We start from the raw sequence: 24401 nt of genomic DNA, 5'->3' as shown, positions 1-24401 counted from the left end.
GTCAGATCCCCCGTATGGCTTTGAACGGGAGGCCCAGAGCCTCGATAAACAGAACGTAGCTAAGCCCGGCCATAAAAAGACCCAGCGCAGCTTTGCCCCACCAGGGCAGGCTGCGGTCCGGAGCAGAGGCGGTGAGGACCGTCAGGAACACGGCAGGTAACAGGCCGAAACGTTCGGTCACCAGCGCAAATACGGATAAAGCTGCGCCAATGGCTAGGAATGAGATCCAATCCGGCCGATCCGCCAGACCGTCTTGTTGCAGATCCTGCCACAGGATCCCCAGGGCCAGCCCCATCAGTAGCAAGGCGGAGAAGAAGGGAAAGGCACCTGTGCCGGGGCGAAACGGGCTGCCCAAACCAAGGTTGAGCCCCCCGATCATAAAGTAAAGCCCAAGTGCGAGCAGCAGGCCCGCGCCGCTCAACCGTATCAGAATGTCTTTGACACCCGCGCGATGTCCGGTGTCCTGCATGATTTTGTTTGATGAGATCCCCATCATAAGCCCCCGCGAAACAAGGAATATCCCCACGCCGTGAATTTAAACGGCAGGTGATAGTGTTGCTGGGCATCGCCAATCCCGAAATGGTAACGGACAATATCCAGGAACGGCGCGCTGTCTTGTGATGAGGGCGTGCCAGAATAATAGGCGTTGACCGCAAATTCGGCGACATATTGGCCGGGCGTGATGCCGGTGCCTTGGACTGTCGGGTGATCAAACAGGCCGGTCTCACTGCAAGTGCCTGCAGCCAATTCGACCTCTCCACCGTTTTCAATCCGCAGCAATCGCACAAACAACCCGGCAGCGGGACGTCCGGTTGAGACATCAACAGCGTGAATGGAAACCCCTCCTGCGGTCATGCGGGATCTCCTGTTCCAAAGGCTTTGGCAATGCGCGCCGCACTGACCGAGGCGATCTCGGCACAGGCCTGCGCGATCTCTGCCTCGGGCGGTTGTTTGAGGCGGGCTTCAAAGGTGGTCAGCACCTCTTGGACGTCGGGCATCCGGTGCAAAGCAAGGATAAATGGAAACCCAAATCGCGCCTGATACGTCGTGTTTAAGTCATAAAACCGCTGGCGTAATGCTGCGTCGGGTTCAACCAACCCCAAACGGCCTTGCTCCACTTGTGAGGCTTCGGTCATCTCCAATGGCGCGGACGGGGCAAGCTCGGGGTGGGCACGAAACAGATCCAGCTTGGCCTCGGTCGTCAATGCATAGATCTGGTCTTGAACCGCCTGCGCCAGCATGTGTGCGCTGGCAAACGGGCGCAGCGCCGCCACCCGTTTTGCGACCAGTGGCGCGCGTTCGATCATTGGCAACAGGATCTGCGCTGCTTCTGCTGCATCAGCCTTATTCAATTTTTCAAGCGCTGAAACTGTGGTCACGGTAGGGGTCCCATATGGTGGCGTTAAGGAACCGTAACCAGCTGCGTCATTGCCATCTATGGCAAAATAAGCAATCCTGCGTTCGCAAAAATAGAACGGAGTGATCCCGTTGTCCTTACATCTTGTTCCCAGGCAATTGCGTTACGTGCTGGCGGTGGCGGAGCATGGTTCCATACAGGCGGCCTCACGCGCGCTGGGCATCGCAGCCTCGGCCATCGACCGCCAGATCAAGGCAATGGAAGAGGCAAGCCAATCGCCGTTGTTTGATCGTCTGCCGCGTGGGATGAAACCCACCGCCGCCGGAGAAGCCGTGATTGTGATGGCGCGCCGCTGGCTGGCAGATGCAGAGCGTCTGGAAGGCGGTTTGAAAGAAATGCGCGGCCAGGAACATGGAACGGTGCGTCTGGCGGCGATGGACAGCTTGGCCAACGGTCTGTTGCCCGAGCTTGTGGCCTGGGTCATGCGCGATCACCCCCGGATCCATCTGGACATCGACATTATGACTCCCTCCCAGGCGGCGCAGGCCTTGGACGAAGGGACCGTGGACCTGGCCTTTGCCTTCAACTTACCCAAAGGGCGCTACCAGCACCGGATCTGGGAGGAAGAGCTGCCCTTTGGCTGTGTTGTCAGCCACGCGCACCCGCTGGCGCGACAGGATCGCGTCACATTGACGATGTTGTCAGAAGTGCCAACAGCTTCCCAAAGCGCGCTGTTGCCCATTCGCCGCTATCTCGACAGTCGCCACGGCTGGCTTTTTGCGGAAAACGCGCCCGTTCTGGTAACCAATTCGCTGCAGCTGCTGAAACAATCTGTGTTGGACGGAGATCTTGCCATTTTGACCTCTGAACTGGATGTGCTGCCAGAGGTCGAGGCCGGGCGCCTGCGGTTCCTGCCGTTGGATGAGGCGGGGCTGCGGCCACAGAACATCGTGTTGGCCGTGGACACCCGTCGGCCTTTGATCCGCGCGACACGGGTGATTGCGGATCGATTGCATAGTGTTGTGCCGCAACGATTGGCTGATTTGCGCAGATAGGGCCGTTTTCCTCCTCCTTTTTTGCGGACACCTCACGAATTCGTCCGGTTTTCACTCAGGATAACCTGCTGCCTTAGGCAGACAGTAGGGGCAGGCTGTTATGATGTCGGCATGAGCGAGGAGGAAACATGGCCCATATCCTGATTGTTGATGATGAACCTTTGCTGCGGGATGAGCTGCAAGAATCCCTGGAGTTGGAAGATTTCGAGGTTTCGACCGCGGAAGCGGGTTTGGAAGCTTTGGAGAAATGCCGACACACCGCCTTTGATGTTGTCGTTACGGATCTAAAGATGCCAAAAATGGGTGGATTGGAGCTGATCCGGAAACTAAACGAACAAGGCTTTGATGGGCAGGTAATCGTCGTCAGCGGCCATGGCGCAGAAAGCAATCGAACAGAGGCGATGGAAAACGGTGCAGTTGCCTGTTTCGCAAAACCTCTTGATATTGAAGAATTAATTGAAAAGTTGAATGAAGTTTTATGACGGGAAACCTCCGTCATTTACCCGGTTTCCAAAGGCTTATGTGGTTGTATCCTTTTGAGTAGGGGCTGAAATCTCTTCCGAATAGGGCGATTTGTTTGGAATTGTTTCAACCCTGCGATGCCCGGCATGATTTCCTCAGATGATTTCAGACGAGGAGATAAAAATGACGGACAAAGCTGATCCCACAGGCAACGTCGGATTGACGGTTCTCTTGGTGGATGACGACAAGGAAGCGTTGGAAGAGCTTCAGGATATTGTCGAACTGGAAGGGTGGAACGCCATTATTGCAGGCAGTGTCGATATGGCGCTGGAGGTTTTGGAATGGTACCCTTACGTCGGTTTGGTTGTCTCTGACGTGCACTTTGTGGACCCATCCGGCGACACGTCAAGCGGCTTTCAACTGGTGTCCCGTGCCCAGGCGCGTTTCCCGGACCGGGACCTGTCTTACATCATGACAAGCGGTGACCCCTGGGCCTTTGACGGATCTGCCCAGGCAGGCGCGGTGGACTTCCTCAGCAAACCTTTGGTGCCTGATGATCTGATCCAATCGATCAAGGCCTTTGCAGGCAAAGGTGCGGCGCAGACAGACAATCCCGACCGCGACGAAAACCTGCTGAAGAAGGTCCAAGACACCACCCAAGCGATGCATGACGAAACGCCGCCGACCCCGGCCACAGGAACAGGAGCGGTCGTATGAAACACCTTGGATTGGTAAGCCTTGGGATGAGCCTGGCGCTTGCGGCAACTTCCCAAGCGGCAGAGACACCGGCACCGGCCGTGGCAGACAGCCCGCAAACTCTGACCTTTGGGATCGTGCCCCAGCAATCGGCCAGCCGTTTGGCCGCAATGTGGGGGCCGCTGATGGCAGAGCTCAGCCAGCGCAGCGGGGTGACCTTTCGGTTCCAAACGACCAAGGACATCCCCACGTTTGAGGCCTGCCTGGCCGCCGGCGCTTATGACGTCGCCTATATGAACCCGATGCATTATACGATTTTTGCCACCGAAAGCGCCTATCGTGCCATTGCGCGTCAATCCAACAAACAGCTCAAAGGGGTGATCGTCGCACGTAAGGACAGCGGTATTTCAGATATCTCGGTTCTCGAAGGATCCACAATCGCCTTCCCCTCGCCGGGGGCATTTGGAGCGAGCATCCTAACCCGATCGACACTCAGCAGCCGCGAGATCGCCTTTGAGCCCAGATATGTGAAGTCCCACGACAGCGTGTATCGCGCGGTTGCCGCAGGCCTTATGCCCGCAGGCGGTGGGGTGACCCGGACCTTGAACGCGGTTGACCCTGATATTCGGGCCGAGCTTGAAGTTGTCTATGAAACCGCCGGGTTCACACCGCATGCCATTGCCGTGCACCAGAGTGTTTCGGGATCCTTTGCCGACAGCCTTCAGGCGACACTTCTTGAGATTGCGGCTGAAACCCCAGAGCTTGTCAAAGCCGTTGGCATGGGTGGGTTTGAAATGGCGGCAGATGCCGACTGGGACGACGTGCGTGCGTTGGGCATGGCGCGTGAGGACACAGGAATTTCGCAAGCGGGGGATGCAGTATGTCCTTCCGATTGAAAACCATTTTGGGCATCGCGCTGATTGAGCTGACGGTTATGGCATTGCTCATTGGCATCAACCAGTTCGCGCTAGGCGGGTCCGCCACGGCGCAGCTGTATCAACGGGCCGAAGCCACGGCCCGGGTGTTTTCCAACGCGGTTTCTGATGCTGTGATTGCGACGGATCTGGCCACTTTGGATGCAACAATCGCAACGGCTGTTGGCAGCGAAGAGCTGACTTATCTACGTGTGCTCAGCCCTGACGGTCTGTTGCTGTCTCAAGGCGGCGCAGCGGACGCTCTGGCGGTGCCGTTTCAACGCGATGACTCCTTTGAGGCGGCTTTGTCGGACCATGTGATCGACATCGATCTTCCGATTGTCGTCGAAGGCATCACATTTGGCTATATTGAGCTGGGCCTTTCGACCCTTGCGGTGGAAGAGGAAATTGCCTCCGCCCTGCGGTGGAACGTGATTGTTGCGGTCATCGGCATGTCTTTGGTTGCGATCTTCGGCTATGGGCTGGGGTCGATGTTGACGCATCAGCTGCGATGGTTGCGCGAAGGTGCGCGCGATATCGAAGCGGGCCATTGGGATCGGCAAATTCAGGTGCGCGGCCGGGATGAGCTGGCGGACACGGCGCATTGTTTTAACTCGATGGCGCGCACATTGGCGCGCGACCGGGCGATTTTACAATCTCAGCGCAATACGCTTTTGGCCAAGAAAACCCGCGTAGAGGTGATCGTTGATCGCATGACGCAGATTTCCAACAAAAAAGCGCATGTTGATATTCCTGATACTGAGCGCAGTGATGAAATTGGCGATATGGCCCGCGCAACCGTGGTGTTCCAAAACGCGATGCAAGCGGTCGAACGCGCACGTGTCGAACAGCAGCGGCTGATCTCAGCCTTTGATCAGCTGGATGAACAGGTGGCAATTTTTGGCACCGATGGTGTGGTGCTGTTTATGAACAAGGCCTTTCGAACCTTTAACAAAGGCGTGCTTGGGGTGTTGAGCTCTGATTTCACCTTTGAGCGTTTCCTGCAGGAAGGATGTGCGATGGGCGCGTTCCCCGAAGCGGAAGACGATCCAGCGGCGTGGGTCCAGACGCAGATCGCGCGGGAAAACGGCACCCCGCGTGAGATTAAGCGCGCGCCGGATCGGATCCTTGTGACAGTACAAAGCCAGGTTGATGGGATCGGTCTTGTTTGGAGCGCACAAGATGTCACCGAGATGCGCCATAACGAGCATCAGCTGGTCCAAGCGTCCAAAATGGCCACTTTGGGTGAAATGGCAACCGGTGTGGCGCATGAACTGAACCAACCCCTTGGGGTGATCCGCATGGCTGCGACCAATTGCGTGAAGCGTATTGAGCGGGACAAGTTTGATGCAGAATACTTCAAGGCCAAGCTGATCCGCATGAGCGAACAAACAGAACGCGCGTCGCAGATTATCAACCATATGCGCATCTTTGGCCGGGAGGCGGAAGGCAAGGTCGCTCCTTTTGATCTGCGTAACTCTCTGACGGAGATGGTGGCTTTGGCGCGCACGCAGCTTCACACACTGGATATCGCGCTCAAACTGTCGCTGCCAGAGGTTGGAGAAGGCACCGTGTTGGGGGAGAAGGTCATTTTTGAGCAGGTGCTGCTCAACTTGTTCAGCAATGCGCGGGATGCGATTGACAGCCAGCCGGGGCAGGGCGGTGAGATCCGGGTCGAAGCCGAATTTGACACCGGCGCCGGACATGTGCTGCGGATCTATGACAGCGGCGGCGGCATTCCCAAAAAGGCGCTGGAGAAATTATTTGAACCTTTCTTCACCACCAAAGAGCCTGGCAAAGGCACCGGTCTAGGCCTGTCGATCAGCTTTGGGACGATCCAGGAGATGGGCGGCACAATTGTGGCTGAGAACGTGGGAGAGGGGGCGTGTTTCACCATTACCCTTCCCGTTGCCCCAGCGGCGGACTTAGAGACTGCGGCCTGAAGTCGGGGGCCATTTGGCCCCCGTTTCATATCTTTAGCCCTGTTGGCGAATGTTGTCGGGCAGCCAGGTGGCAAGCTCCGGCCAGACAACCAAGATCACCACCATCAACAGCATTAGCGCCACCATCGGGATCGCCGTTTTTGCAATGTATGAGATCTCGTGCCGGGTCATGCCCTGAAGGACAAAGAGGTTGAAGCCGATCGGCGGTGTCACCTGTGCGGTCTCAATCACCACCACCAGAAAGATCCCGAACCAGATCACGTCAATCCCTGCGGCACGGATCATCGGTTCCACAATCGCCATGGTCAAAACGACCGACGACAGCCCATCCATGAACATGCCCAGCACCAGATAAAACACCGTCAGAACCGCAATCAGCGCCACGGGTGAGAGGTTGTAGCTCTCGATCAGGGCTGCCATCGCGCGTGGCAGTCCGGTGAAGCCCATCGACAGTGACAGGAATTCCGCGCCCATCAGGATCAATGCGATCATCGCCGAGGTCTTGGTTGCGCCCATCAAGCTGACCGAAAAGGACTTCCAATTCAGCGACCCTTGCAGGAACGACAGCCCCAACGCGCCCAGAACACCCACGGCGGCGGCCTCAGTTGCGGTGGCAAAGCCCATATACATGGAGCCGATAACCACTGCGACCAGACCCAAGACGGGCACCAGAAACCGGCTTTCGGAGATCATGGTGCCAAAGGACATGCGCGGCTCGGGCTCGGGGCGGGGCCCTTTGCCAAAGTAGTGCCAGCCAATGATATAGGTGGCAAAAAGCCCAGCCAGAACCAGTCCGGGCAGCACGCCTGCCATAAACAGCTTGGTGATGCTTTCGTTGACCGTCACGCCGTAAACGATCAGCGTGAGCGACGGTGGGATCATCAGACCAAGCGTTGCGGCACCAGCCAAAGTGCCAATGATCATATACTCAGGATAGCCGCGCTCCCGCAGCGCCGGGATCGACATTTTCCCGACCATATTCAGTGTCGCTGCCGAAGAGCCCGAGACTGCGGCGAATATGGTGCAGCCCGCGATATTGGTGTGCAAAAGCCCGCCGGGCAGGAACCGCATCCACGGGGCAAGGCCGCGGAACATATCCTCGGACAAGCGGGTGCGATATAGGATCTCTCCCATCCAGATAAACAGGGGCAGGGCCGTCAGCGTCCAAGAGGAGGCGCCGGACCAGATTGTGGTCACCATCGCATCACCTGCGGGGCGTGAGGTGAACAATTCCATCCCAACCCAGGCCACGCCCATCAGCGCCATGCCGATCCACACCGATCCGCCCAACAGCGCAAAGAGGGTAAAGACAAAGATCGCCGTTGCATAAAGCTCGGTCATTCGACGCCCTCCTGCTGGATGTGGACGCTGCCGGTTGCCAGAAGGCGGGTCAGATGGTCCCAGACGGCAATGGCCAGAAGAACGGTGCCGATGGACATCGGCAGCTGTGGCAGCCAGATCGGGGTATAGACCCAGTCAGACCCGCTGTTTGCCCAAAGCGTGCCCCAGTTCCAGGGCCAGGTGCCAAACATGGAAACAACTGTAAGCAGCCATTCCGGCACAAAATCCTGACCCTGGGTCCGGTCGTTGATCATCTCGGACAAGAAGTTTGACTTGATCGCGTAACGGGCGAAATAGGTGGCAACACAGGCTGAAATCAGCATCGCCACTGCATCAAGCCAGAAGCGATGGCCGTTTCCACCGGTCAAAAAGATCGACACCCGGATATGCGCGCCCTGTGTCAGCGCGTAAGCCAGTGCAAAAAACGATGTCGCGGCCATAGCATAGCCGGAATATTCGGTTGACCCCGGAAAGGTCAGCGCAGACCAGCGGGCGACCATCTGTCCCACAATCAACAACAGGATCGTGACCATAAAGCAGGAGGCAACCACGCCGGCCGCCAGGTAAATCCGATCCATAACGCGCCAAAGGGGCGTCAAAACGCGTGCCATTCGTGGCCCTTGAAGCAGGCAGGCTGCGGCCAGTAGGGTTGGAAAAACGAAAAGCCAGACCCACAGCGGCAGGCCCAGCACTAATTGCCAGTCTCGCATGAAATTCTCCGCGACATTGCATGCTGCGCACCGGCGTGAAGACCGAGGCGCAGCGCTGTCTTTGATTGTTTACTTGGCCTGATACGCGTCCAGGATTGCCTGACCGTCGGCCCCCACGGTTTCGATCCAGTCCGCTGTCATCTTGGCGCCAATGGTTTCCAGCTCTTCCTTAAAGGCACCTTTGGCGTCTTCGACGCTCATGCCATTGGCTTCGAGCTGTTCAAAATACCAGTTCGCCAGCTCTTCGGATTTTGCAAGGCAAGCCGCACCGGTTTCATCTGCAGCTTTTTGCAGACCTGCCTTTGCGTCATCGCTAAGCCCATCCCAGACACCTTTGTTAACCATCACATAGTTGCGCGGCAGCCAGGCATTGACTTTGTAGTAATGAGTCAAATGCTCCCAGACCTTGCGGTCATATCCCGTGGAGCCTGAAGAGATGAAGGATTCCGCGACACCGGTGGCCAGCGCTTGGCTCAGCTCGGCCGCTTCGATCTGGACGGGGATCATACCCAGCTCTTCGGCAAAGGTTGCAGTTGCTGTGTTGTAAGAGCGGAACTTGATCCCTTGGGTGTCCTCGGACGAGCCAACTTCTTTCTTGAAGTAGAACCCCTGGCCCGGCCAGGGGCAGGAATACAGCGTGACAAGATTTTGTTCTGCCAGCGCGTCGTTTACGGTTGGCTTGGCCGCCTGCCAAAGGGCTTCGTTGGCCTCATAAGTGGTTGCGACAAAAGGCAGGTTGTCCCAGCCCAGAACCGGCGCTTCGTTGGCGTGGGCGGACATGAAACGTTCCCCGATCGGAACCTGACCGGTCTGGATCGCGCGCTTGATCTCGGCCCCGCCATAAAGCGAGCCGCCCGGATGCACAGTGATGTCCACATCACCGCCGGTGTAGTCGCGCACCTTGTCGGCAAACACCACAGCCATTTCAGAATGGAAGTTGGTTGCAGCATAGGCCGTCGGCATGTCCCATTTCTCAGCCAGGGCAGAGGTCGCGCCCAGGGCCAGCATCAGGGTCAAAGTGGAAACAGATTTCATTTGTTTTCTCCCGTTGGTTATTTTCTTGAATTAGCTGCGCCTTGCAAAGCGCATTGGATCAAATGGGCTGAGGTCCTCGTTGGGACGAGTGCCGGCAATCAGATCAGCGATGAGGCGACCCGTTTTTGGCCCGCCCGTCAAGCCGATATGATGATGACCAAAGGCCGCAAAGACACCGGTGCGGCGAATTTCACCAATTAACGGCAGGCTGTCGCTGGGGGCAGGGCGGTAGCCCAACCATTCTTCTTCCTCGCTGGCCTGCAGTGCCGGAAACATCTGCGCCACGCTTTTGCGCAGCAGGGCCAGGGGGGCTGCGGATTTTTCCGGACTTAACCCGCCAAATTCTACCACGCCCGCACAGCGCAGCCCCTCCGCCATTGGGGTGGCGACAAATTTGCCCTCTGCCAACATCATTGGTGCGTTTGGCATCTGATTGGGGTGTTTAAACACAATATGATAGCCGCGCTCAGCCTCTAAGGGGACATGGATGCCAAGCTTCTTCATCAAAGGTTTCGACCAAACCCCGGTGGCCAGAACCAGCTGTGAACAGGGAAAAGATCCCTGGTCGGTTTCCACGGCGCTAATGTGTTCATCTGTAAACGTCACATCCCGTAGTTCCGCCTGAACAAAACGACCGCCCATTTGGGTAAATGTCTTGACCAGGTCCTGGACGTATTGGCCGGGATTGCGCACATAGCCGTGATCGCGGTTCAGCGCCAAAAGACCTGCCTGGGGACCAAGGATCGGTTCCAGCTCTTGCACAGCAGCGCCTTCGATGATCTCGGGGACAAAACCGGCGGCGCGGCGCAGGTCCCAGTCAAAGCGGTCCGCCTCATAGGCAGCACGATTGCGATACACGTAGTTATAGTCGCTGGTTTCAACCCAAGTCTCTGCTGCTGTGTCCTTGGAGAGCTGGATGTGTTGGTCTACACTGTCCCCCAGTAGCTGTGCCAGCCCTTTGGAAATCCGTTTCGTATCGCTCGCATTGGCGTGCGACAAATATTTGGTCAGCCAAGGTAAAAGCCGCGGCAGATACCCCCAACGCAGAAACAGCGGGAAATCAGCGTTCATCAGATAGCCGGGCGCTTTGCGCAACAGGCCTGGACCCGTGACCGGTACAATCGAGCACCGTGCCAGAATGCCGCCATTGCCAAAAGACGCTCCATGACCGGGTGTCCCCTTGTCAATCAGGGTCACATCAAGCCCTTTGCGTTTGAGCCATATCGCGCTGGCGGCACCTACGATCCCGGCACCAACTACAACCACGGGAGATTTCGTCATTTTCGCTCCACATTTTTGATTGGATTAAAAGTGAAACGATCCAAACATCATTTCAAATACAAAAAATTGCCATCCGCATCATAAAAAGTTATGCTTTTCTTATGAAGCCAAGATTTCGCCAATTGGAAGCCTTTCACGCCATTATGGTCAGTGGAACTGTGACGGGGGCTGCCGAAAAACTGGGCATTTCCCAACCAGGTATTTCAAACCTTCTGTCGCAGCTCGAAGCCAGCAGCGAGATCAAACTGTTTGAACGCCACAATGGTCGTCTCATTCCAACGCCCGAGGCGGATATCCTGTTTCAAGAAGTTGATACGTTGATGCGCGGGCTGGAACGGACAAGCCAGACACTCATGGATTTGCAAAGCAACCGGCTGGGTCAACTGCAAGTGGCGTCTCAGCACTCGCTTTCGTTTGGGTTTATGCCGCGTTTGATTTCCCGGTTTGCGACGGACCGCCCGGATGTCACGGTTTCTTTTCAGGCGCAGTATTCCGGAAAGATTCAGGAATGGGTTGCGGCTGGCCTGTTCGAAATCGGCGTGTGCGAAGCGCCGCTGTATCACGACAACCTCAATGCGGAACTGTTTCAGTTTGAGACATTTCTAGCCCTGCACAAGGCGCACCCGCTGGCGGAATATACCGTTTTGACGCCTGAAATGCTGCGCGGTGTCCCCTTTGTGGTCATGAGCCCTCAGCATCCCACCCAACGCCGGTTACGCCAGGCCTTTGACGATGCAGGTGTGCCCATTAATGCGCGTGTCCATTCGCATCTGTTCAAAAACCTACTGAGTTTTGTGAAACAGGGCATGGGCGTCGCCTTGGTGGATTGTTTTGTTTCCGATTATGACGACGAAACAGATGTCGTGCTGCGTCGCTTTGATCCAAAAGTTCCAATGGAGATGGCTGTTGTGACGTCTAAGTCACGACAAATGTCGCGTGTAGGGCATGACTTTATGGACCTATTGCTCGCGGCTCTTCACTTGAAGGCGAACAATCCCCTTAATAGAGCATGACAACTGCTGTTTGTGTCAATTCTTGCTTTTCGCACTAACCAACTCATTGGGGTCTGGTGCGAAGGCGCGCGTCACAGTCGTTTGGATGGCCTTCATGATCGATAGGCGCCAATTGTGTGATCTTTGCTGGGCCTGCCGCATACGTGCGGCCAATACAAACGGCACACAAGACGACAAGTAATCGCAGAAATTGCCGGTGAGAGACAGCTGAGCCGCGTTGTCGAGCCTTGGTGGTTCTGCCTCAGGATGGGGCAGAACCTTTTTCTTTTTTCCTATAAGCGCTTAAGCTGCTGAAAGGCCTGCATCAAGCGCTGTCAAAATTGTGTTCACATCTTCTGAGGACACGATCAGCGGCGGCGACAAGATGATGTTGTTGCCAGAGACCCGAACCATCGCGCCCGTTTCGTAGGCAGTTTTTTGGATCGTTGCCATCGTCGGTTTAGCGCCCGGGGCTTTGGTTGCCCGGTCTGATACGATTTCCAGCGCGATCATCAGACCTTCTCCGCCGCGTATATCACCGATCAGTTCGTGGCTCTCTTGGAGCTTTTGAACCCCAGCAAACAGTTCAGCACCGCGCGCTGCAGCATTGTCTTTGACGTTCAGGCGCTGGGTTTCCTTGAGGCAGGCAATCGCCGCCGCTGCACCAACCGGATGACCGGAATATGTGTATCCAGACCCGATCGCACCTTTGCCGGTTTTGTCGTTTTCAAACACGTCCGCGACCTTGTCGTTGATCATGACCGCACCAAAGGGGAAATAGCCGTTGGTGATTGCTTTTGCGGTACACATCATGTCGGGTTTCACGCCCCAATGGCGGGAACCGGACCAGCTGCCGGTGCGGCCGTAGGCGGTGATAACCTCGTCTGCGATCAAGAGGATTCCGTATTTGTCACACAGCGCCCGCACGCCAGGCATAAAACGCTTGTGCGGCGGGATAACGCCGCCTGCGCCCAGAACCGGTTCCATGATCATACCGGCAATTGTTTCTGCACCCTGGAACTTGATCTCGTCCTCCATCGCCGCCAGACACAGCTGCGCCAGTTTTTCCGGATCAGTTTCATTGAAAGGGTTGCGATAGGTGTAAGGGGCCGGGATGTGGTAGCAGCCCGGCATCAGCGGCTCGTATTGGGTGCGGAAATTGGCATTGCCATTGACCGATGCGCCCAATGTATGGGTGCCGTGGTAGCCCTTTTTCAGAGAGAGGAATTTCACCCGTCCGCCTTCGCCGCGGATCTTGTGGTATTGGCGCGCCAGACGCAGTGACACTTCGACGGAATCCGAACCGCCAGAGGTGTAAAAGGCGCGGGTCAGGCCGTCTTCTTTAAAGAAGTCTGCCAACATCGCGCCCAGTTCGATGACCTGGTCGTTGGTGGTGCCACGGAAAATAGAATAATAGGGCAAGGCTTGCAGCTGGGCAGCGATTGCGTCTTTTACAGGCTGGCATGAATAACCCAGGTTCACATTCCAAAGACCGCCAACGGCGTCCACAACGGTACGGCCGTCAACATCCGTGATGGTCACGCCTTCACCCTTGGTGATGATTTCGGGCGGGTTCGCGATGGAGTCCGCGGGGTGGGCCATCGGATGCCAGATATCTTTGGCGTTGCGCTCTTTGAGGAAGTTTGAATCGGTCATGTGCAAAGTCCTTCTTTCAGGCGTCTTGGTGCCATTTGTCTGCGTAAAGCCCGGGTAGGCTGCCACCAGTTCGTTCGGTTGCTCTTGCCGCCAGGGTCATGAGAGTTGTTTTGATTTGGGTCCGTTTAGTGTCGCTGTCGCGCAGGCTGGGAAAGGCGACTGCAAATGCGCCAATCACTTTGCTTTCTGCGCCAAACAGGGGAACCGCGAGGGAGGTGACGTCTTCGTCATATCCTTTTTCTGTCAGGCAATAGCCAAGCTCGCGGATCTTAGATAGGCGTTGTTTGATCGCATCGGGATCAGTGAGGGTTGCATTGGTATATGCCACAAGCGGCTCTTCGAGCTGCGCACGGGAAAATCCGGGGTCTGAGAATGCAAGCACACACAACCCCGATGAAGTGGCATGCAATGGCAAGATCTCTGCTTCGTCAAACTGAACGCGGGTGCGGTGCTGCTTGGTATCAGTATGGCATACCGCCGACAAAACACTCCCTTGCAGGAGTGAGGCATGGGCCAGCTCTCCGGTTTGTTCGGACAGATCAGCCACAATTGGCGAAAGGATAGAACGCATGGGATGGGTCACCTCGCGCACCCCGGAAAGGCGCAGAATTGCGGGACCCAAACGGTAGGCACGTGTCACCGGGTTCTGTTCGAGAAATCCATTCTCAGTCAGTTCGCTCAGGTGGCGATGCAATGTGGCCTTGTCGCGCTGCGCAATCTGCACGAACTCGGTCAATCCGATCTCCGGGCGCTGTCGCGAGAACGCATCCAGCAATTGCAGTGCTTTGGTAATGGTGCCCACACGACGCTCCTTTGGCTTCCTGCTTTCTTTGCTGGCAAACCGAAGGCGTGTTTTCAATAAAAATGATACTCAAGGTTCAATATGTGAACCCTGAGGTGAATTTTCAAAATCTTTGAGTTTTATGATTTGAGGGTCTTGTCGGGGTGAGCCTGTAGGAAAGCGTCGATTTGGTTCAGATGTGACGCGACCCTGCGAATCTTTGGCATGTTGGTAAGGTCCACGCCCCAACGGTCTGCGTTAAAGATCTGAGGCAGTAGGCAGACATCGGCCAACGAGACGCTATCGCCAAAACAATAGGACCCGCCGTCCAGCATTTCTTCAAATGCTTCCAGACCGGGGCGAATGAAGGTCTGCATCCAGATTTGCATCGTGATTTTTTCGCTTTGGGACGTAGCGAATTTGGCGACGCGGAGATTGCAGATGGGGTGGATTTCCATTGCAATGGCATGGGACAAGGCCCGAACGCGCGCGCGATCAATGGCATCGCCGGGTAGAAGGCCCAAGCCGCGCGTTTCGTTCAGGTATTCTACAATCGCAAGGGATTGGGTTAGTAGGTGCCCATCAATGTTCAAAACGGGGACCAAACCTTGCGGGTTTCGCGCAAGATGCTCAACGCGCGTTTGAGCACCTGCGACCAGATCCACAGGAAGGCTCTCCCATTCGAGCTTCGCTAGCCCAAGCGCAATGCGCACGCGATAGCTGGCAGTAGATCGCCAATAATCATGCAATTCTATCATTTTTATCCCTTGAGAATAGCCGTGTTTGGTGAGGAATCAGATCCGGTAATAGACAGTGCGGAGGCTTGGAAAATTCATCGAGCTGTGAACATCAAAAGGCGCGCGTCCATCGTGAGATCGAAAAAATTCCCATTCCTTTAGTGACTTAGTTATTTTTGTTGCAAGCGCAATGAATTTGATTGACTTTGTTGCATGCGCAATGAATATTTGTCAAGAAAGCGTAACTTGAGCATGCCAGTGCCGAGGAGGAATGGATGACTGAAGCCACGAAGATCAGCGGTTTGACCCGCGCCCCAAGCATTCCAGGGCCGCATGAGGGGTATATGCCAGGGTTCGCCAATGACTTTGAAACAGAGGCGCTTCCGGATGCTTTGCCGCAGGGGATGAACAGCCCGCAAAAATGCAATTATGGCCTATATGGCGAACAGCTGTCGGGTACGGCCTTTACCGTTCACCCGCCTGAGCGTACCTGGACCTATCGTATTCGCCCCAGCGTAAAACATTCTGCGCGTTACACACGTGTGGACATGCCGTTTTGGCGGTCTGCCCCTACAGTCAATGATGCGGTGAGCCTTGGTCAATATCGCTGGGGTCCGATTGAACACAGCGACACGCCGCTAAACTGGATTACAGGCATGCGCACCATGACGACGGCGGGGGATGTGAATACTCAGGTCGGCATGGCCAGCCATGTCTATCTGGTGACTGAGAGCATGGTGGACGCGTATTTCTTTTCTGCCGACTCCGAGCTGTTGGTTGTACCACAGGAAGGGCGACTGCGCTTTTGCACAGAACTGGGTGTGATTGATCTTGAACCCAAGGAAATTGCCATTCTGCCACGCGGTCTGGTCTATCGCGTCGAGGTGTTGGATGGGCCTTGTCGTGGGTTCGTCTGCGAGAACTACGGACAGAAATTCGAACTGCCAGCCCGCGGCCCGATTGGGGCCAACGCGATGGCCAACCCGCGTGACTTCAAAGCGCCTGTGGCGGCGTTTGAGGATCGCGAAGTGGAGAGCAAGATCACCATCAAATGGTGCGGGCAATTCCATGAAACCACTGTTGGACAATCGCCGCTGGATGTTGTGGCCTGGCACGGGAACTACGCGCCTTACAAATACGATCTGCGTGCCTATTGTCCGGTTGGGGCGATCTTGTTCGACCACCCGGATCCGTCGATCTTTACGGTGCTCACCGCGCCTTCAGGCAGCCCGGGCACGGCAAATATCGACTTTGTCCTGTTCCGTGAGCGCTGGATGGTGGCAGAAAACACCTTCCGCCCCCCATGGTACCACAAGAATATTATGTCCGAGCTGATGGGCAATATTTACGGGGTCTATGACGCCAAACCCGATGGGTTTGTGCCGGGGGGGATGTCACTCCATAACATGATGCTGCCCCATGGTCCGGACAAGGATGCCTTTGAAGGGGCGTCGAATTCGAACCTCGGTCCGGACAAGTTGGACAACACAATGTCCTTTATGTTCGAGACCCGTTTCCCGCAGCACCTGACGTCCTTTGCCGCCAATGAGGCGCCGCTGCAGGACAATTACATCGACTGCTGGGACAGTCTTGAGAAGAAATTCGACGGAACACCGGGGCTAAAGTGAAATCGGCCTTGCGGGCGTGGGCTGTGGCGTACGCCCGAAGAACTTTGTGAAAAAATCCGAACACCAGACAAGGGAAATGCGTAAAATGTCAGAGGTGAGATCGTGGGTCGAAACCGCGAACGGGGATACTGATTTTCCGATCCAAAACCTGCCTTATGGGGTCTTTGATGCGGGGCAGGGCGCGCGTATGGGCGTGGCCATTGGTGATATGATCCTGGATGTGGCCAAGGTCGATCATGGTTTGGATGCTGCATTGTTTGGCCGCCCTTCCTGGAATGCGGTCATGGGCGCAGGTCAGGCGGTTTGGGGGGCTTTGCGCAGCCGTTTGACCGAATTGTTGTCGGATGAAGCCTTCCGCAGCAAGGTTGAACCGCATCTGGTCAAACAGGCAGGCGCCAAGATGCTGATGCCCTTTGATGTGGCGGAGTATACTGACTTTTACGCGGGTAAGAACCATGCTGTGAACGTCGGAACCATGTTCCGGGGGGCAGAGAACGCGTTGCCACCGAACTGGCTGTCTATTCCGATTGGGTATAACGGCCGGGCGTCTTCGGTTGTTGTGTCAGGCACGGATGTGGTGCGCCCCTGGGGGCAGCTCAAGGGGCCGAATGACGAACTGCCGCGCTTTGGGACATGTGCCCGCTTCGATCTGGAGCTGGAGATGGGTGCCATTGTGGGCACGCCGTCTGATGGCATGGTGTCGGTGGAAGAAGCCGATGATATGATCTTTGGGTATGTGTTGCTGAACGACTGGTCGGCGCGCGACATTCAGGCCTGGGAGTATCAACCTTTGGGCCCGTTCCAGGCCAAGGCAACGGCGACCTCTATCAGCCCTTGGATTGTGACCAAAGCGGCGCTGGCGCCGTTCCGCACCTCCACGCCTGAACGTGAACGTCCGCTGCTGCCCTATCTTCAGGAAAAGACGCCGATGCTTTTTGACATCGATCTGGAGGTGGGTCTGAAACCCGAAGGGCAGGATGAGAGCATCATCGCGCGCACCAACTACAATGAGATGTACTACTCAGCCGCACAGCAGCTGTGTCACCACACCACGTCGGGCTGTTCCATGCGGACCGGCGACCTGTTGGGGTCTGGGACCATCTCTGGTGCCACCAAAGACAGCCGCGGTTCCCTGCTGGAGCTGAGCTGGGGGGGCAAAGAGCCGCTGACACTGGAAACCGGAGAAAGTCGCAGCTTCCTGGAGGACGGCGACACTTTGACCTTGCGCGGCGCGGCCAAGGGCGACGGCTACCGCATTGGATTTGGCGATTGTACGGGCACTGTTCTGCCCGCAGTCGATCTGCCCGACTGGGCGAAATGAGAGATAGGGAAGACCAAGATGGCAAAGGCATTTGCGTCCCAAGGGGACATGGAAGAAAAGAAAATTAGCTTCACTCAGGTCGGCGAAGGGCTTTATGCCTTTACCGCGGAAGGCGATCCCAATACCGGCGTGATCATTGGCGATGACAGCGTGATGATTGTCGAAGCACAGGCAACCCCGCGTCTGGCACGTAAGGTTATTGAATGCGTACGCACCGTCACCGACAAGCCGATCAGCCATCTGGTGCTCACCCACTATCACGCGGTGCGTGTTCTGGGCGCATCGGCTTATGGCGCGCGGGAGATCATCATGTCGGATACCGCTGCGGCCATGGTAGAAGAGCGCGGTCAGGAAGATAGGGACAGCGAATTTGGCCGCTTCCCCCGCCTGTTCCAAGGTCACGAGGAAATCCCCGGCCTGACGCGTCCGACCACGACATTTAGCGACAGCATGACTGTGTACCTCGGCAAGCGCCGTGTGGACATCATGAAGCTGGGCCGGGCGCATACCGCTGGTGATGCCGTGATCTGGGTTCCGGATCAGGAGGTTATGTTTACCGGCGATATCGTGGAATACCACTCTGCATGCTATTGTGGGGACGGCCACTTCCAGGATTGGCCAGAAACGCTGGCGAATATCGCTGCATTTGAGCCGAAATCCATTGCGCCGGGGCGTGGTGATGCGCTGGTGGGCGAAGAAATGGTGGCCAAGGCGCTGGATGCCACGGCCGACTTTATCGAGAGCACCTACAAGCCGGTGGCTCGGATCGTGGCCCGTGGCGGCTCGCTGAAAGAAGCCTGGGATGCGGTGCGCGCGGAATGTGATCCGAAATTCGCAGACTATGCGATCTATGAACATTGCCTGCCGTTCAACGTGGCCCGTGCATTTGACGAGGCGCGCGGCATCGACACGCCTCGCGTCTGGACCGCAGAGCGCGATCAGAAAATGTGGGAAGACCTGCAGGGTTAATCCCTGCATTTCCATCACAGGACCACGACGGGCGCACCGCTTGAAACAGCGCCCGTCGCACCAACAGTGGGAGGAGCCGCACGATGTTGCAGGACCGCTATTCGCTTGCCTTCAAACTTTATCCATACGCCCGACGTGCTGATCAGGACGCGACCGAAGTCGTACGTCATCCGGTTGTGGTGATCGGCGGAGGACCAATTGGTCTGGCGACCGCACTGGACCTGGGACGGCAGGGAAAGCCTGTTGTCGTGCTCGATGACCACGAAGGGGTGGGGCAGGGCAGCCGCGCCATCTGTTTTGCCAAACGCACGCTGGAGATCGCGCAGCGTTACGGCTGTGGCCAGCCTATGGTCGACAAAGGCGTCGTTTGGAACCTGGGCAAAGTCTTCTTTGATGATCGCAAGATCTATGACTTTAACCTTCTGCCCGAAGATGGCCATCGCAATCCGGCCTTTATCAACCTTCAGCAGCCTTATTTTGAAAAATTCATCCACGATCAGATTGTTGCTGAGGTCGCCCAAGGGGCTCCGATAGATATTCGTGGGAAGAACCGGGTTGAGGCGATCACCTCTCAGGACGATCATGTGGTTCTGGATATCCTGACGCCAGAAGGTCCCTATCAGATCGAAGCGGACTGGGTCGTTGCGTGTGATGGTGCGTCGTCTCCCACCCGGGCGATGCTGGGGCTTGATTTTGAAGGTCGCGTGTTCGAGGACAGTTTCCTGATCGCCGACATCAAGATGAAAAATAACGAATTTCCGACCGAGCGCTGGTTCTGGTTCGAACCCTATTTCAAGGCTGGTGCCTCGACCCTGTTGCATAAGCAGCCGGATGATGTCTGGCGTGTGGATTTCCAAATCGGCTGGGATGTAGACCGGAAGGAAGAGCTGAAGGAAGAAAACATCCGCAAACGCCTGGATGCGCTGCTTGGTAACGATGCCGAGTATGAGATGGTCTGGTCTTCGATCTACACCTTCCAGTGTCGCCGGATGAAAGAGTTCCGTCACGGTCGGGTGATCTTTGCCGGAGACGCAGCACATCAGGTGTCACCTTTTGGCGCCCGTGGGGCAAATTCCGGCATGCAGGACGTGGACAACCTGGGCTGGAAACTGGGGCTGGTACTGGATGGCAATGCGCCCGAGGCGCTGATTGACAGCTATCACGAGGAACGTGCGTTTGGGGCGGATGAAAACATCCTGAACTCCACACGGTCGACGGATTTCATCACGCCTAAATCGAAGACCAGCCATATGTTCCGTAACGCTGTACTGGAATTAGCTGAACACGTTGAATTTCCGCGTTCAATTGTGAATTCAGGACGCCTTTCGTTACCTTGTACTTATGACGGGCTTTCGCTGAATGGCGCGGACAAGCTGGAAGGTGGTCCAAACCGCACCCGAGTCGGCAGCCCTTGCCCGGACGCGCCAGTTGCGGATGGGTTCCTCTTGGATAAATTGGGGGGTGGTTTCACCCTGCTGACAATCGATGCAGACGCGCCGAATGAACTGGATGTGGATGGGGTGGCTGTTTCCCGCTTGGCGCTGAACGGCACAGACAAACATCTGGCCGAACGCTATTTGGGAGCCGCGAAGTCGGCCGTCTATTTGATCCGACCGGACCAGCATGTTGCGGCCCGTTGGAGCACCTATGATCAAACAGCGCTCGAAGCTGCGCTCAAAACAGCCTGTGCGAAAGGGTAAGTGATGTCTGATCTTAATCTGAAACCGAACCTCGCAGCCCCGGATGCATTCTATGAAGAGCTGATTGCAACCCATGAAGGGCTGCAAGACGATGAAAGCGCAGCCTTGAATGCGCGGCTGATCCTGATCCTGGCCAATCACATCGGCGACAGTGATGTGCTGAGCGCAGCGATGAAACTGGCCAAGGACCCGGCGTCGGTCTCCTCCTAGTCCTCAGCTGAAATCAAAAAAGAGGCGGTTCCAATTTGGAGCCGCCTCTTTTTGTTTGGAACACCTCTGGCATGCGAAAAAAGAGAGCGCCCGATGGGAGGTCGGGCGCCTTGAGTTGTCCGCCGCCATTGGAGGGCGGCTTGGGGAGAGGGCTAGAGTTTGAACCAGGCGGTTTTAAGCTCAAGGTATTTGTCAAACGCGTGCAGCGATTTATCGTGGCCATTGCCGGATTGTTTGACGCCGCCCAAAGGGACCGTGACATCCGCGCCGCCATAGGTGTTCACATGGACCACACCTGCGTGCAGCTTGCGCACCATGCGATGGGCGCGCGACAGGTTTTCTGTCCACACGGCGGAAGCCAGCCCGTATTTGGTCCCGTTTGCGATCGCCAGGGCTTCTTCTTCTGTGTCAAAGGGGATCACAACCAGGACGGGGCCAAAAACCTCTTCTTGTGCGATAAAGTCATTCGGTTTGACGTCTGTGAGGATCGTGGGCTGCATGTAATAGCCACCGGTTTCCTCGAGAATCCGTTGCCCACCTGTAACCAAAGTTGCGCCTTCGTCTACGGCACGTTTGACAAAGCTTAGGTTCTGCTCAAGCTGCGGCTTGGAATTCACTGCGCCTGACGTGGTATTCGCATCCAGAGGGTTGCCAACAACCATGGCTTCGGCATGGGTTTTCAGCTTGGCGACGAAATCATCATGGATGGAGCGCTCGACCAGAAGGCGGGAGCCCGCAATGCAGACCTGCCCTGAATTCCGAAAGATGCCATGAGCCGAGGTTTTGGCGGCCTCATCCAGGTTGGGGGCGTCGGCAAAGACGATGTTTGGGGATTTCCCGCCCAGCTCAAGGTAGACCCGTTTCATGTTGCTGGCTGCTGAGGCCTGCATCAGACGGCGGCCGGTGGCGCCAGAACCGGTGAACACCAGCACATCCACGTCGTGGCTTTCTGCGATGGCGGCGCCGACAGTGCCTCCTTCGCCGGTCACCACGTTGAAGACGCCAGCAGGCATGCCAGCTTCCAGCGCGAGTTCTGCCAAACGAACCAGAGTGAGCGATGCTGTTTCAGCGGGCTTCAGTACAACAGTACAGCCCGCAGCCAATGCGGGACCAAGCTTCCAGGTGCCGATCATCAGCGGGAAGTTCCAAGGCACAATCGCGCCAACAACCCCAACGGGTTGTTTGTGCACCAAACCTAGGTTGCCGGTGCCGGTTGGGGCGATCTCACCAAAGATCTTGTCCACGGCTTCGGCGAAATACTTGATGGTGCCTGCTGCTGACATCGGCTCAGCCTTTAGGGCCATGCCAATTTCGGTTCCGTTATTTTTCACCCCAAGTGTGGCAAGCTCTTTGGCGTTTTCTTCGATCAGTGCGGCCCATTTCAACAGGACCTTCTTGCGCGCGACAGGTGCGAGATCAGACCAACGCCCGTCGTCAAAAGCGGCGCGAGCAGCGGCGATGGCCGCATCGGCGTCGTCGCGCGTGCCTTTGGGCATGGTGGTCAGAACGTTTCCGTCGATGGGGGAAATGACGTCCATCACTTCGCCCGAAGACGCGGGGCGACGCTCTCCGTCGATGATGTGTAGCGCGGAGGCGATGTCCTGAGGCGGGGCGGTTGTTGGTGTTGATGCAGAGGTCATGGGAATGGTTCACATATTGAAACAGCATTTCAATTATTGTGGCACGATGCGGCTGCTGCGTCAACGATCTCGGCAAGGTTGAAGAGTAGGACTGGTTAAAGCCCCATTTTTGATAGGCTTTTTTCAATCTTTGTGGAGAAATCAGTTGGAACGCGCCCACCAATTCCAAAGGTGGTGTTGGCGACCTCGTCAAATAGAGACTGAACAATCTGGCCGCGCAGCGTGTCGTTCATGCGGTGAATCGGTGTCGCAACGGCCAAAGCCCCACATGCAAACCCGTCACTTCCAAATACTGGAACCGCAATGCCGTAGACCTCTTCCTCATTGGTTTGATCTGCAATTGCAAAGCCATTGTCCGACGCCTTGGCAATTGATGTCTGCAAAGCGTCCGAATCCGTGACGGTCGCCTTCGTTTTGGCGCTCAGAGGGCTCGCGAGAACTTTGTTCACAAAGTCCTTAGAAGAGAACGCCAAAACGCTTAGGCCGGAAGCGGTGCTGTGAATGGGCAGAATTTCTCCTGCAACAAGCGACACACGATTGCTGCGGTTGCTTTCGGAAAATCCAATGGTGGCCAAAGCACGTCCTGAGATCAGGGAAGCGTGCGCTGTCTCTCCCGTTGCGGTGGATAGTCTATCTAATGCGGCTTGGAAGACAGCCGTGACCGGGAATACCGTTTCACGCACGCGCGCCAGGCGTAAAACCCCAGCTCCAAGGCGGTAAAGCTTGGTGCTGCTTGTTTGTTCCACCAACCCCGAATCGGCCATGGCGTTCAGCATCCTGTGAACGGTCGCTTTGTCCAATCCAGCACGGCGGGCGAGGTCAGATAGGCCGATTTCAGGATCATCTTCCGAAAAATGATCCAGCAATGCCAAGGCTTTGGTCACAGTTGAAGACATCTTTGATCCTTTCTCGGGCACCATTTTGTTTCACTTCGCAATTAAATTGACAGAAGTCGGGCAGGGGTGGTAAATATAAACCAATGTTGACAATAATGAACCACAGGGAGACTGTCAATGAACAAGAAATCCAAGATGTTGTTAACCGGCGCTTTGTTCGCCTTTGCCGCCGCTCCGGCCTTTGCTGAATATCCAGACCGCCCAGTGAACTTTGTTGTTCCGTTTCCTCCGGGAGACCTTGAGGACGTTCTGACTCGAATGATTGCTGAAGACTTCGAGACAAAATACGGTGTCGCTGCAGCTGTCGTGAACAAGCCGTCCGAAGGCGGTCCGTTCCCAGGTGCTGCAGAAGTCGCCGCTTCGCCTGCTGATGGATATACAATCGGATCCTTCGTCGTGGACGTTCCGGTTGTGGGTCCCGAGGTTGGTGTTCCTGGCTTAAACCCGGATCCTTTTGAACCGCTGGGTATCTTTCTAACCTATCCGTTCGTGATTGCCGCTTCAAAGTCCGCACCGTTTTCCACCATGGAAGAACTGGCCAAATACTCTGCAGAAGAGCCGCAACTTTTGGGCCACTTTGGGTCTTTCTTGTTGCCAACCCAAGCCACCTTTGCCGCGGCAAAGGAAATGGGGTTTGAATGGGGTGGCGAAGCATCTTCTGGTGCATTGGATTGTAACTCGCTGGCCTCCGGCGATTTTGACGTGATCAACACCACCATTCAGCAAATCCTGCCTTGCATGGACGCTGTGAACATTCTGGCTTCGATCACCGAAACTCCGATCCCGGTGGCGGCTGATGTGCCCACCTTGCAATCGATCGCACCAGAGCTGAACATTTCTCTGTGGAATGGTCTGTTTGTCCACAAGGACACCCCAGCAGATGTTCGTGAGAAAATCATCGCTTCTGCGCAGGAAACCATGGCGTCTGACCGTGCCAAGGAGTTGGCAGCGCAAACCGGTGCGATCATCTATTGGCAGGATGCAGCCACCTCTGCTGAGCGCATCTCCAGCGACATTGCCGTTTCAGGGAAAATCAACGAGCTGATCTCCGAGTAATGGGATTTCATTTATAAAAAT

At 56.1% G+C, this 24401-nt stretch carries 24 protein-coding genes; 12 read left to right on the top strand and 12 right to left on the bottom strand.

From position 1 onward, the window contains the following. Nucleotide 1: 1 nt before the first annotated feature. Genes GFB49_RS05210 through uraD form a run of 3 tightly spaced genes read right to left on the bottom strand, consistent with a single transcriptional unit; the run spans nucleotide 2 to nucleotide 1379 of the window. On the bottom strand, nucleotides 2–493 hold the full coding sequence (locus GFB49_RS05210) for a tripartite tricarboxylate transporter TctB family protein (protein WP_194269269.1): 492 nt from the start codon (nucleotides 491–493) through the stop codon (nucleotides 2–4). Then, nucleotides 493–855, bottom strand: a complete 363-nt coding sequence (locus tag GFB49_RS05205) for a hydroxyisourate hydrolase (protein WP_153214749.1) — start codon at nucleotides 853–855, stop codon at nucleotides 493–495. The genes GFB49_RS05210 and GFB49_RS05205 overlap by 1 nt, the downstream gene beginning before the upstream one ends. After that, complete coding sequence (gene uraD, locus GFB49_RS05200; protein WP_153214748.1) at nucleotides 852–1379, bottom strand: 2-oxo-4-hydroxy-4-carboxy-5-ureidoimidazoline decarboxylase; 528 nt, start codon at nucleotides 1377–1379, stop codon at nucleotides 852–854. Before uraD ends, GFB49_RS05205 begins: the two co-directional genes overlap by 4 nt. Before the next feature lie 109 nt (nucleotides 1380–1488). Between uraD and GFB49_RS05195 the strand changes: the two genes are divergently transcribed. From GFB49_RS05195 to GFB49_RS05175, 5 genes are all read left to right on the top strand, one after another. After that, nucleotides 1489–2412: a LysR family transcriptional regulator gene (locus GFB49_RS05195; RefSeq protein WP_153214747.1), complete on the top strand. Its 924-nt coding sequence runs from the start codon at nucleotides 1489–1491 to the stop codon at nucleotides 2410–2412. Between the two features lie 128 nt (nucleotides 2413–2540). After that, entirely contained in the window at nucleotides 2541–2894 is a 354-nt protein-coding gene (locus GFB49_RS05190) for a response regulator transcription factor (RefSeq protein WP_153214746.1), read from the top strand. Nucleotides 2895–3057: 163 nt separating this feature from the next. Continuing rightward, on the top strand, nucleotides 3058–3591 hold the full coding sequence (locus tag GFB49_RS05185; RefSeq protein ID WP_194269268.1) for a response regulator: 534 nt from the start codon (nucleotides 3058–3060) through the stop codon (nucleotides 3589–3591). Beyond that, nucleotides 3588–4466 (top strand): phosphate/phosphite/phosphonate ABC transporter substrate-binding protein, encoded by an 879-nt coding sequence (locus GFB49_RS05180; protein WP_214644940.1) that lies wholly within the window; start codon nucleotides 3588–3590, stop codon nucleotides 4464–4466. Before GFB49_RS05185 ends, GFB49_RS05180 begins: the two co-directional genes overlap by 4 nt. Continuing rightward, a complete protein-coding gene (locus GFB49_RS05175; RefSeq protein ID WP_153214744.1) occupies nucleotides 4451–6427 on the top strand; it encodes an ATP-binding protein in 1977 nt (658 codons plus the stop codon). Before GFB49_RS05180 ends, GFB49_RS05175 begins: the two co-directional genes overlap by 16 nt. Before the next feature lie 33 nt (nucleotides 6428–6460). Here GFB49_RS05175 and GFB49_RS05170 read toward each other — a convergent pair whose 3' ends face one another. From GFB49_RS05170 to GFB49_RS05155, 4 genes are all read right to left on the bottom strand, one after another. Continuing rightward, nucleotides 6461–7768 (bottom strand): TRAP transporter large permease, encoded by a 1308-nt coding sequence (locus tag GFB49_RS05170; RefSeq protein WP_153214743.1) that lies wholly within the window; start codon nucleotides 7766–7768, stop codon nucleotides 6461–6463. Beyond that, nucleotides 7765–8478, bottom strand: a complete 714-nt coding sequence (locus GFB49_RS05165; protein WP_153214742.1) for a TRAP transporter small permease — start codon at nucleotides 8476–8478, stop codon at nucleotides 7765–7767. Before GFB49_RS05165 ends, GFB49_RS05170 begins: the two co-directional genes overlap by 4 nt. Nucleotides 8479–8547: 69 nt before the next feature. Then, the gene (locus GFB49_RS05160) at nucleotides 8548–9513 is read right to left on the bottom strand and encodes a TRAP transporter substrate-binding protein (RefSeq protein WP_153214741.1); all 966 of its coding nucleotides are present in this window, start codon (nucleotides 9511–9513) and stop codon (nucleotides 8548–8550) included. 30 nt (nucleotides 9514–9543) lie between these two features. Further along, nucleotides 9544–10794: an NAD(P)/FAD-dependent oxidoreductase gene (locus GFB49_RS05155; RefSeq protein WP_153214740.1), complete on the bottom strand. Its 1251-nt coding sequence runs from the start codon at nucleotides 10792–10794 to the stop codon at nucleotides 9544–9546. A 101-nt stretch (nucleotides 10795–10895) separates the two neighbouring features. Between GFB49_RS05155 and GFB49_RS05150 the strand changes: the two genes are divergently transcribed. Then, nucleotides 10896–11807, top strand: coding sequence for a LysR family transcriptional regulator (locus GFB49_RS05150; RefSeq protein WP_153214739.1), 912 nt, complete (start codon nucleotides 10896–10898; stop codon nucleotides 11805–11807). A 282-nt stretch (nucleotides 11808–12089) separates the two neighbouring features. Here the strand turns inward: GFB49_RS05150 and GFB49_RS05145 are convergent, their stop codons facing one another. The 3 genes from GFB49_RS05145 to maiA all read right to left on the bottom strand — a co-directional run bounded on the left by GFB49_RS05145 (nucleotide 12090) and on the right by maiA (nucleotide 14981). Continuing rightward, the gene (locus GFB49_RS05145) at nucleotides 12090–13442 is read right to left on the bottom strand and encodes an aminotransferase class III-fold pyridoxal phosphate-dependent enzyme (protein ID WP_153214738.1); all 1353 of its coding nucleotides are present in this window, start codon (nucleotides 13440–13442) and stop codon (nucleotides 12090–12092) included. Between the two features lie 16 nt (nucleotides 13443–13458). Further along, nucleotides 13459–14244: an IclR family transcriptional regulator gene (locus GFB49_RS05140; protein WP_343032477.1), complete on the bottom strand. Its 786-nt coding sequence runs from the start codon at nucleotides 14242–14244 to the stop codon at nucleotides 13459–13461. A 119-nt stretch (nucleotides 14245–14363) separates the two neighbouring features. Further along, the gene (gene maiA / locus GFB49_RS05135) at nucleotides 14364–14981 is read right to left on the bottom strand and encodes a maleylacetoacetate isomerase (protein WP_153214736.1); all 618 of its coding nucleotides are present in this window, start codon (nucleotides 14979–14981) and stop codon (nucleotides 14364–14366) included. 254 nt (nucleotides 14982–15235) lie between these two features. On the opposite strand from maiA, the gene hmgA reads away from it, so the two are divergent. From hmgA to GFB49_RS05110, 5 genes are all read left to right on the top strand, one after another. Further along, nucleotides 15236–16588 (top strand): homogentisate 1,2-dioxygenase, encoded by a 1353-nt coding sequence (gene hmgA, locus GFB49_RS05130; RefSeq protein ID WP_153214735.1) that lies wholly within the window; start codon nucleotides 15236–15238, stop codon nucleotides 16586–16588. An 85-nt stretch (nucleotides 16589–16673) separates the two neighbouring features. After that, nucleotides 16674–17909 carry a fumarylacetoacetase gene (gene fahA / locus GFB49_RS05125; RefSeq protein ID WP_153214734.1) on the top strand — a complete coding sequence of 412 codons (1236 nt, stop codon included), beginning with the start codon at nucleotides 16674–16676 and terminating at the stop codon, nucleotides 17907–17909. 18 nt (nucleotides 17910–17927) lie between these two features. Continuing rightward, nucleotides 17928–18878 carry an MBL fold metallo-hydrolase gene (locus GFB49_RS05120; RefSeq protein ID WP_153214733.1) on the top strand — a complete coding sequence of 317 codons (951 nt, stop codon included), beginning with the start codon at nucleotides 17928–17930 and terminating at the stop codon, nucleotides 18876–18878. A gap of 83 nt (nucleotides 18879–18961) precedes the next feature. Next, the gene (locus GFB49_RS05115) at nucleotides 18962–20578 is read left to right on the top strand and encodes an FAD-dependent oxidoreductase (protein WP_153214732.1); all 1617 of its coding nucleotides are present in this window, start codon (nucleotides 18962–18964) and stop codon (nucleotides 20576–20578) included. 3 nt (nucleotides 20579–20581) lie between these two features. Next, nucleotides 20582–20788 (top strand): DUF2783 domain-containing protein, encoded by a 207-nt coding sequence (locus tag GFB49_RS05110; protein ID WP_153214731.1) that lies wholly within the window; start codon nucleotides 20582–20584, stop codon nucleotides 20786–20788. Between the two features lie 152 nt (nucleotides 20789–20940). On the opposite strand, the gene GFB49_RS05105 is transcribed toward GFB49_RS05110, so the two are convergent. Together GFB49_RS05105 and GFB49_RS05100 are read right to left on the bottom strand one after the other, a co-directional pair. Then, nucleotides 20941–22428: an aldehyde dehydrogenase family protein gene (locus GFB49_RS05105; RefSeq protein WP_153214730.1), complete on the bottom strand. Its 1488-nt coding sequence runs from the start codon at nucleotides 22426–22428 to the stop codon at nucleotides 20941–20943. A gap of 95 nt (nucleotides 22429–22523) precedes the next feature. After that, entirely contained in the window at nucleotides 22524–23324 is an 801-nt protein-coding gene (locus tag GFB49_RS05100) for an IclR family transcriptional regulator (protein WP_194269267.1), read from the bottom strand. Between the two features lie 117 nt (nucleotides 23325–23441). On the opposite strand from GFB49_RS05100, the gene GFB49_RS05095 reads away from it, so the two are divergent. Further along, nucleotides 23442–24380, top strand: coding sequence for a tripartite tricarboxylate transporter substrate binding protein (locus GFB49_RS05095; protein WP_153214728.1), 939 nt, complete (start codon nucleotides 23442–23444; stop codon nucleotides 24378–24380). Nucleotides 24381–24401: the final 21 nt, after the last annotated feature.

Origin of the sequence: Tritonibacter litoralis (assembly GCF_009496005.1) — a bacterium.
GTDB classification, from domain to species: domain Bacteria; phylum Pseudomonadota; class Alphaproteobacteria; order Rhodobacterales; family Rhodobacteraceae; genus Epibacterium; species Epibacterium litoralis.
This window is presented reverse-complemented; position numbering and strand designations above follow the sequence as displayed.

Bases quoted from the DNA above. Each gene is read 5' to 3' on its own strand.
- GFB49_RS05210 (WP_194269269.1), bottom strand. From the start codon at position 493: ATGGGGATCTCATCAAACAAAATCATGCAGGACACCGGACATCGCGCG.
- GFB49_RS05205 (WP_153214749.1), bottom strand. From the start codon at position 855: ATGACCGCAGGAGGGGTTTCCATTCACGCTGTTGATGTCTCAACCGGA.
- GFB49_RS05190 (WP_153214746.1), top strand. From the start codon at position 2,541: ATGGCCCATATCCTGATTGTTGATGATGAACCTTTGCTGCGGGATGAG.
- GFB49_RS05185 (WP_194269268.1), top strand. From the start codon at position 3,058: ATGACGGACAAAGCTGATCCCACAGGCAACGTCGGATTGACGGTTCTC.
- GFB49_RS05180 (WP_214644940.1), top strand. From the start codon at position 3,588: ATGAAACACCTTGGATTGGTAAGCCTTGGGATGAGCCTGGCGCTTGCG.
- GFB49_RS05175 (WP_153214744.1), top strand. From the start codon at position 4,451: ATGTCCTTCCGATTGAAAACCATTTTGGGCATCGCGCTGATTGAGCTG.
- GFB49_RS05170 (WP_153214743.1), bottom strand. From the start codon at position 7,768: ATGACCGAGCTTTATGCAACGGCGATCTTTGTCTTTACCCTCTTTGCG.
- GFB49_RS05165 (WP_153214742.1), bottom strand. From the start codon at position 8,478: ATGCGAGACTGGCAATTAGTGCTGGGCCTGCCGCTGTGGGTCTGGCTT.
- GFB49_RS05160 (WP_153214741.1), bottom strand. From the start codon at position 9,513: ATGAAATCTGTTTCCACTTTGACCCTGATGCTGGCCCTGGGCGCGACC.
- GFB49_RS05155 (WP_153214740.1), bottom strand. From the start codon at position 10,794: ATGACGAAATCTCCCGTGGTTGTAGTTGGTGCCGGGATCGTAGGTGCC.
- GFB49_RS05150 (WP_153214739.1), top strand. From the start codon at position 10,896: ATGAAGCCAAGATTTCGCCAATTGGAAGCCTTTCACGCCATTATGGTC.
- GFB49_RS05145 (WP_153214738.1), bottom strand. From the start codon at position 13,442: ATGACCGATTCAAACTTCCTCAAAGAGCGCAACGCCAAAGATATCTGG.
- maiA (WP_153214736.1), bottom strand. From the start codon at position 14,981: ATGATAGAATTGCATGATTATTGGCGATCTACTGCCAGCTATCGCGTG.
- hmgA (WP_153214735.1), top strand. From the start codon at position 15,236: ATGACTGAAGCCACGAAGATCAGCGGTTTGACCCGCGCCCCAAGCATT.
- fahA (WP_153214734.1), top strand. From the start codon at position 16,674: ATGTCAGAGGTGAGATCGTGGGTCGAAACCGCGAACGGGGATACTGAT.
- GFB49_RS05120 (WP_153214733.1), top strand. From the start codon at position 17,928: ATGGCAAAGGCATTTGCGTCCCAAGGGGACATGGAAGAAAAGAAAATT.
- GFB49_RS05115 (WP_153214732.1), top strand. From the start codon at position 18,962: ATGTTGCAGGACCGCTATTCGCTTGCCTTCAAACTTTATCCATACGCC.
- GFB49_RS05110 (WP_153214731.1), top strand. From the start codon at position 20,582: ATGTCTGATCTTAATCTGAAACCGAACCTCGCAGCCCCGGATGCATTC.
- GFB49_RS05105 (WP_153214730.1), bottom strand. From the start codon at position 22,428: ATGACCTCTGCATCAACACCAACAACCGCCCCGCCTCAGGACATCGCC.
- GFB49_RS05100 (WP_194269267.1), bottom strand. From the start codon at position 23,324: ATGTCTTCAACTGTGACCAAAGCCTTGGCATTGCTGGATCATTTTTCG.
- GFB49_RS05095 (WP_153214728.1), top strand. From the start codon at position 23,442: ATGAACAAGAAATCCAAGATGTTGTTAACCGGCGCTTTGTTCGCCTTT.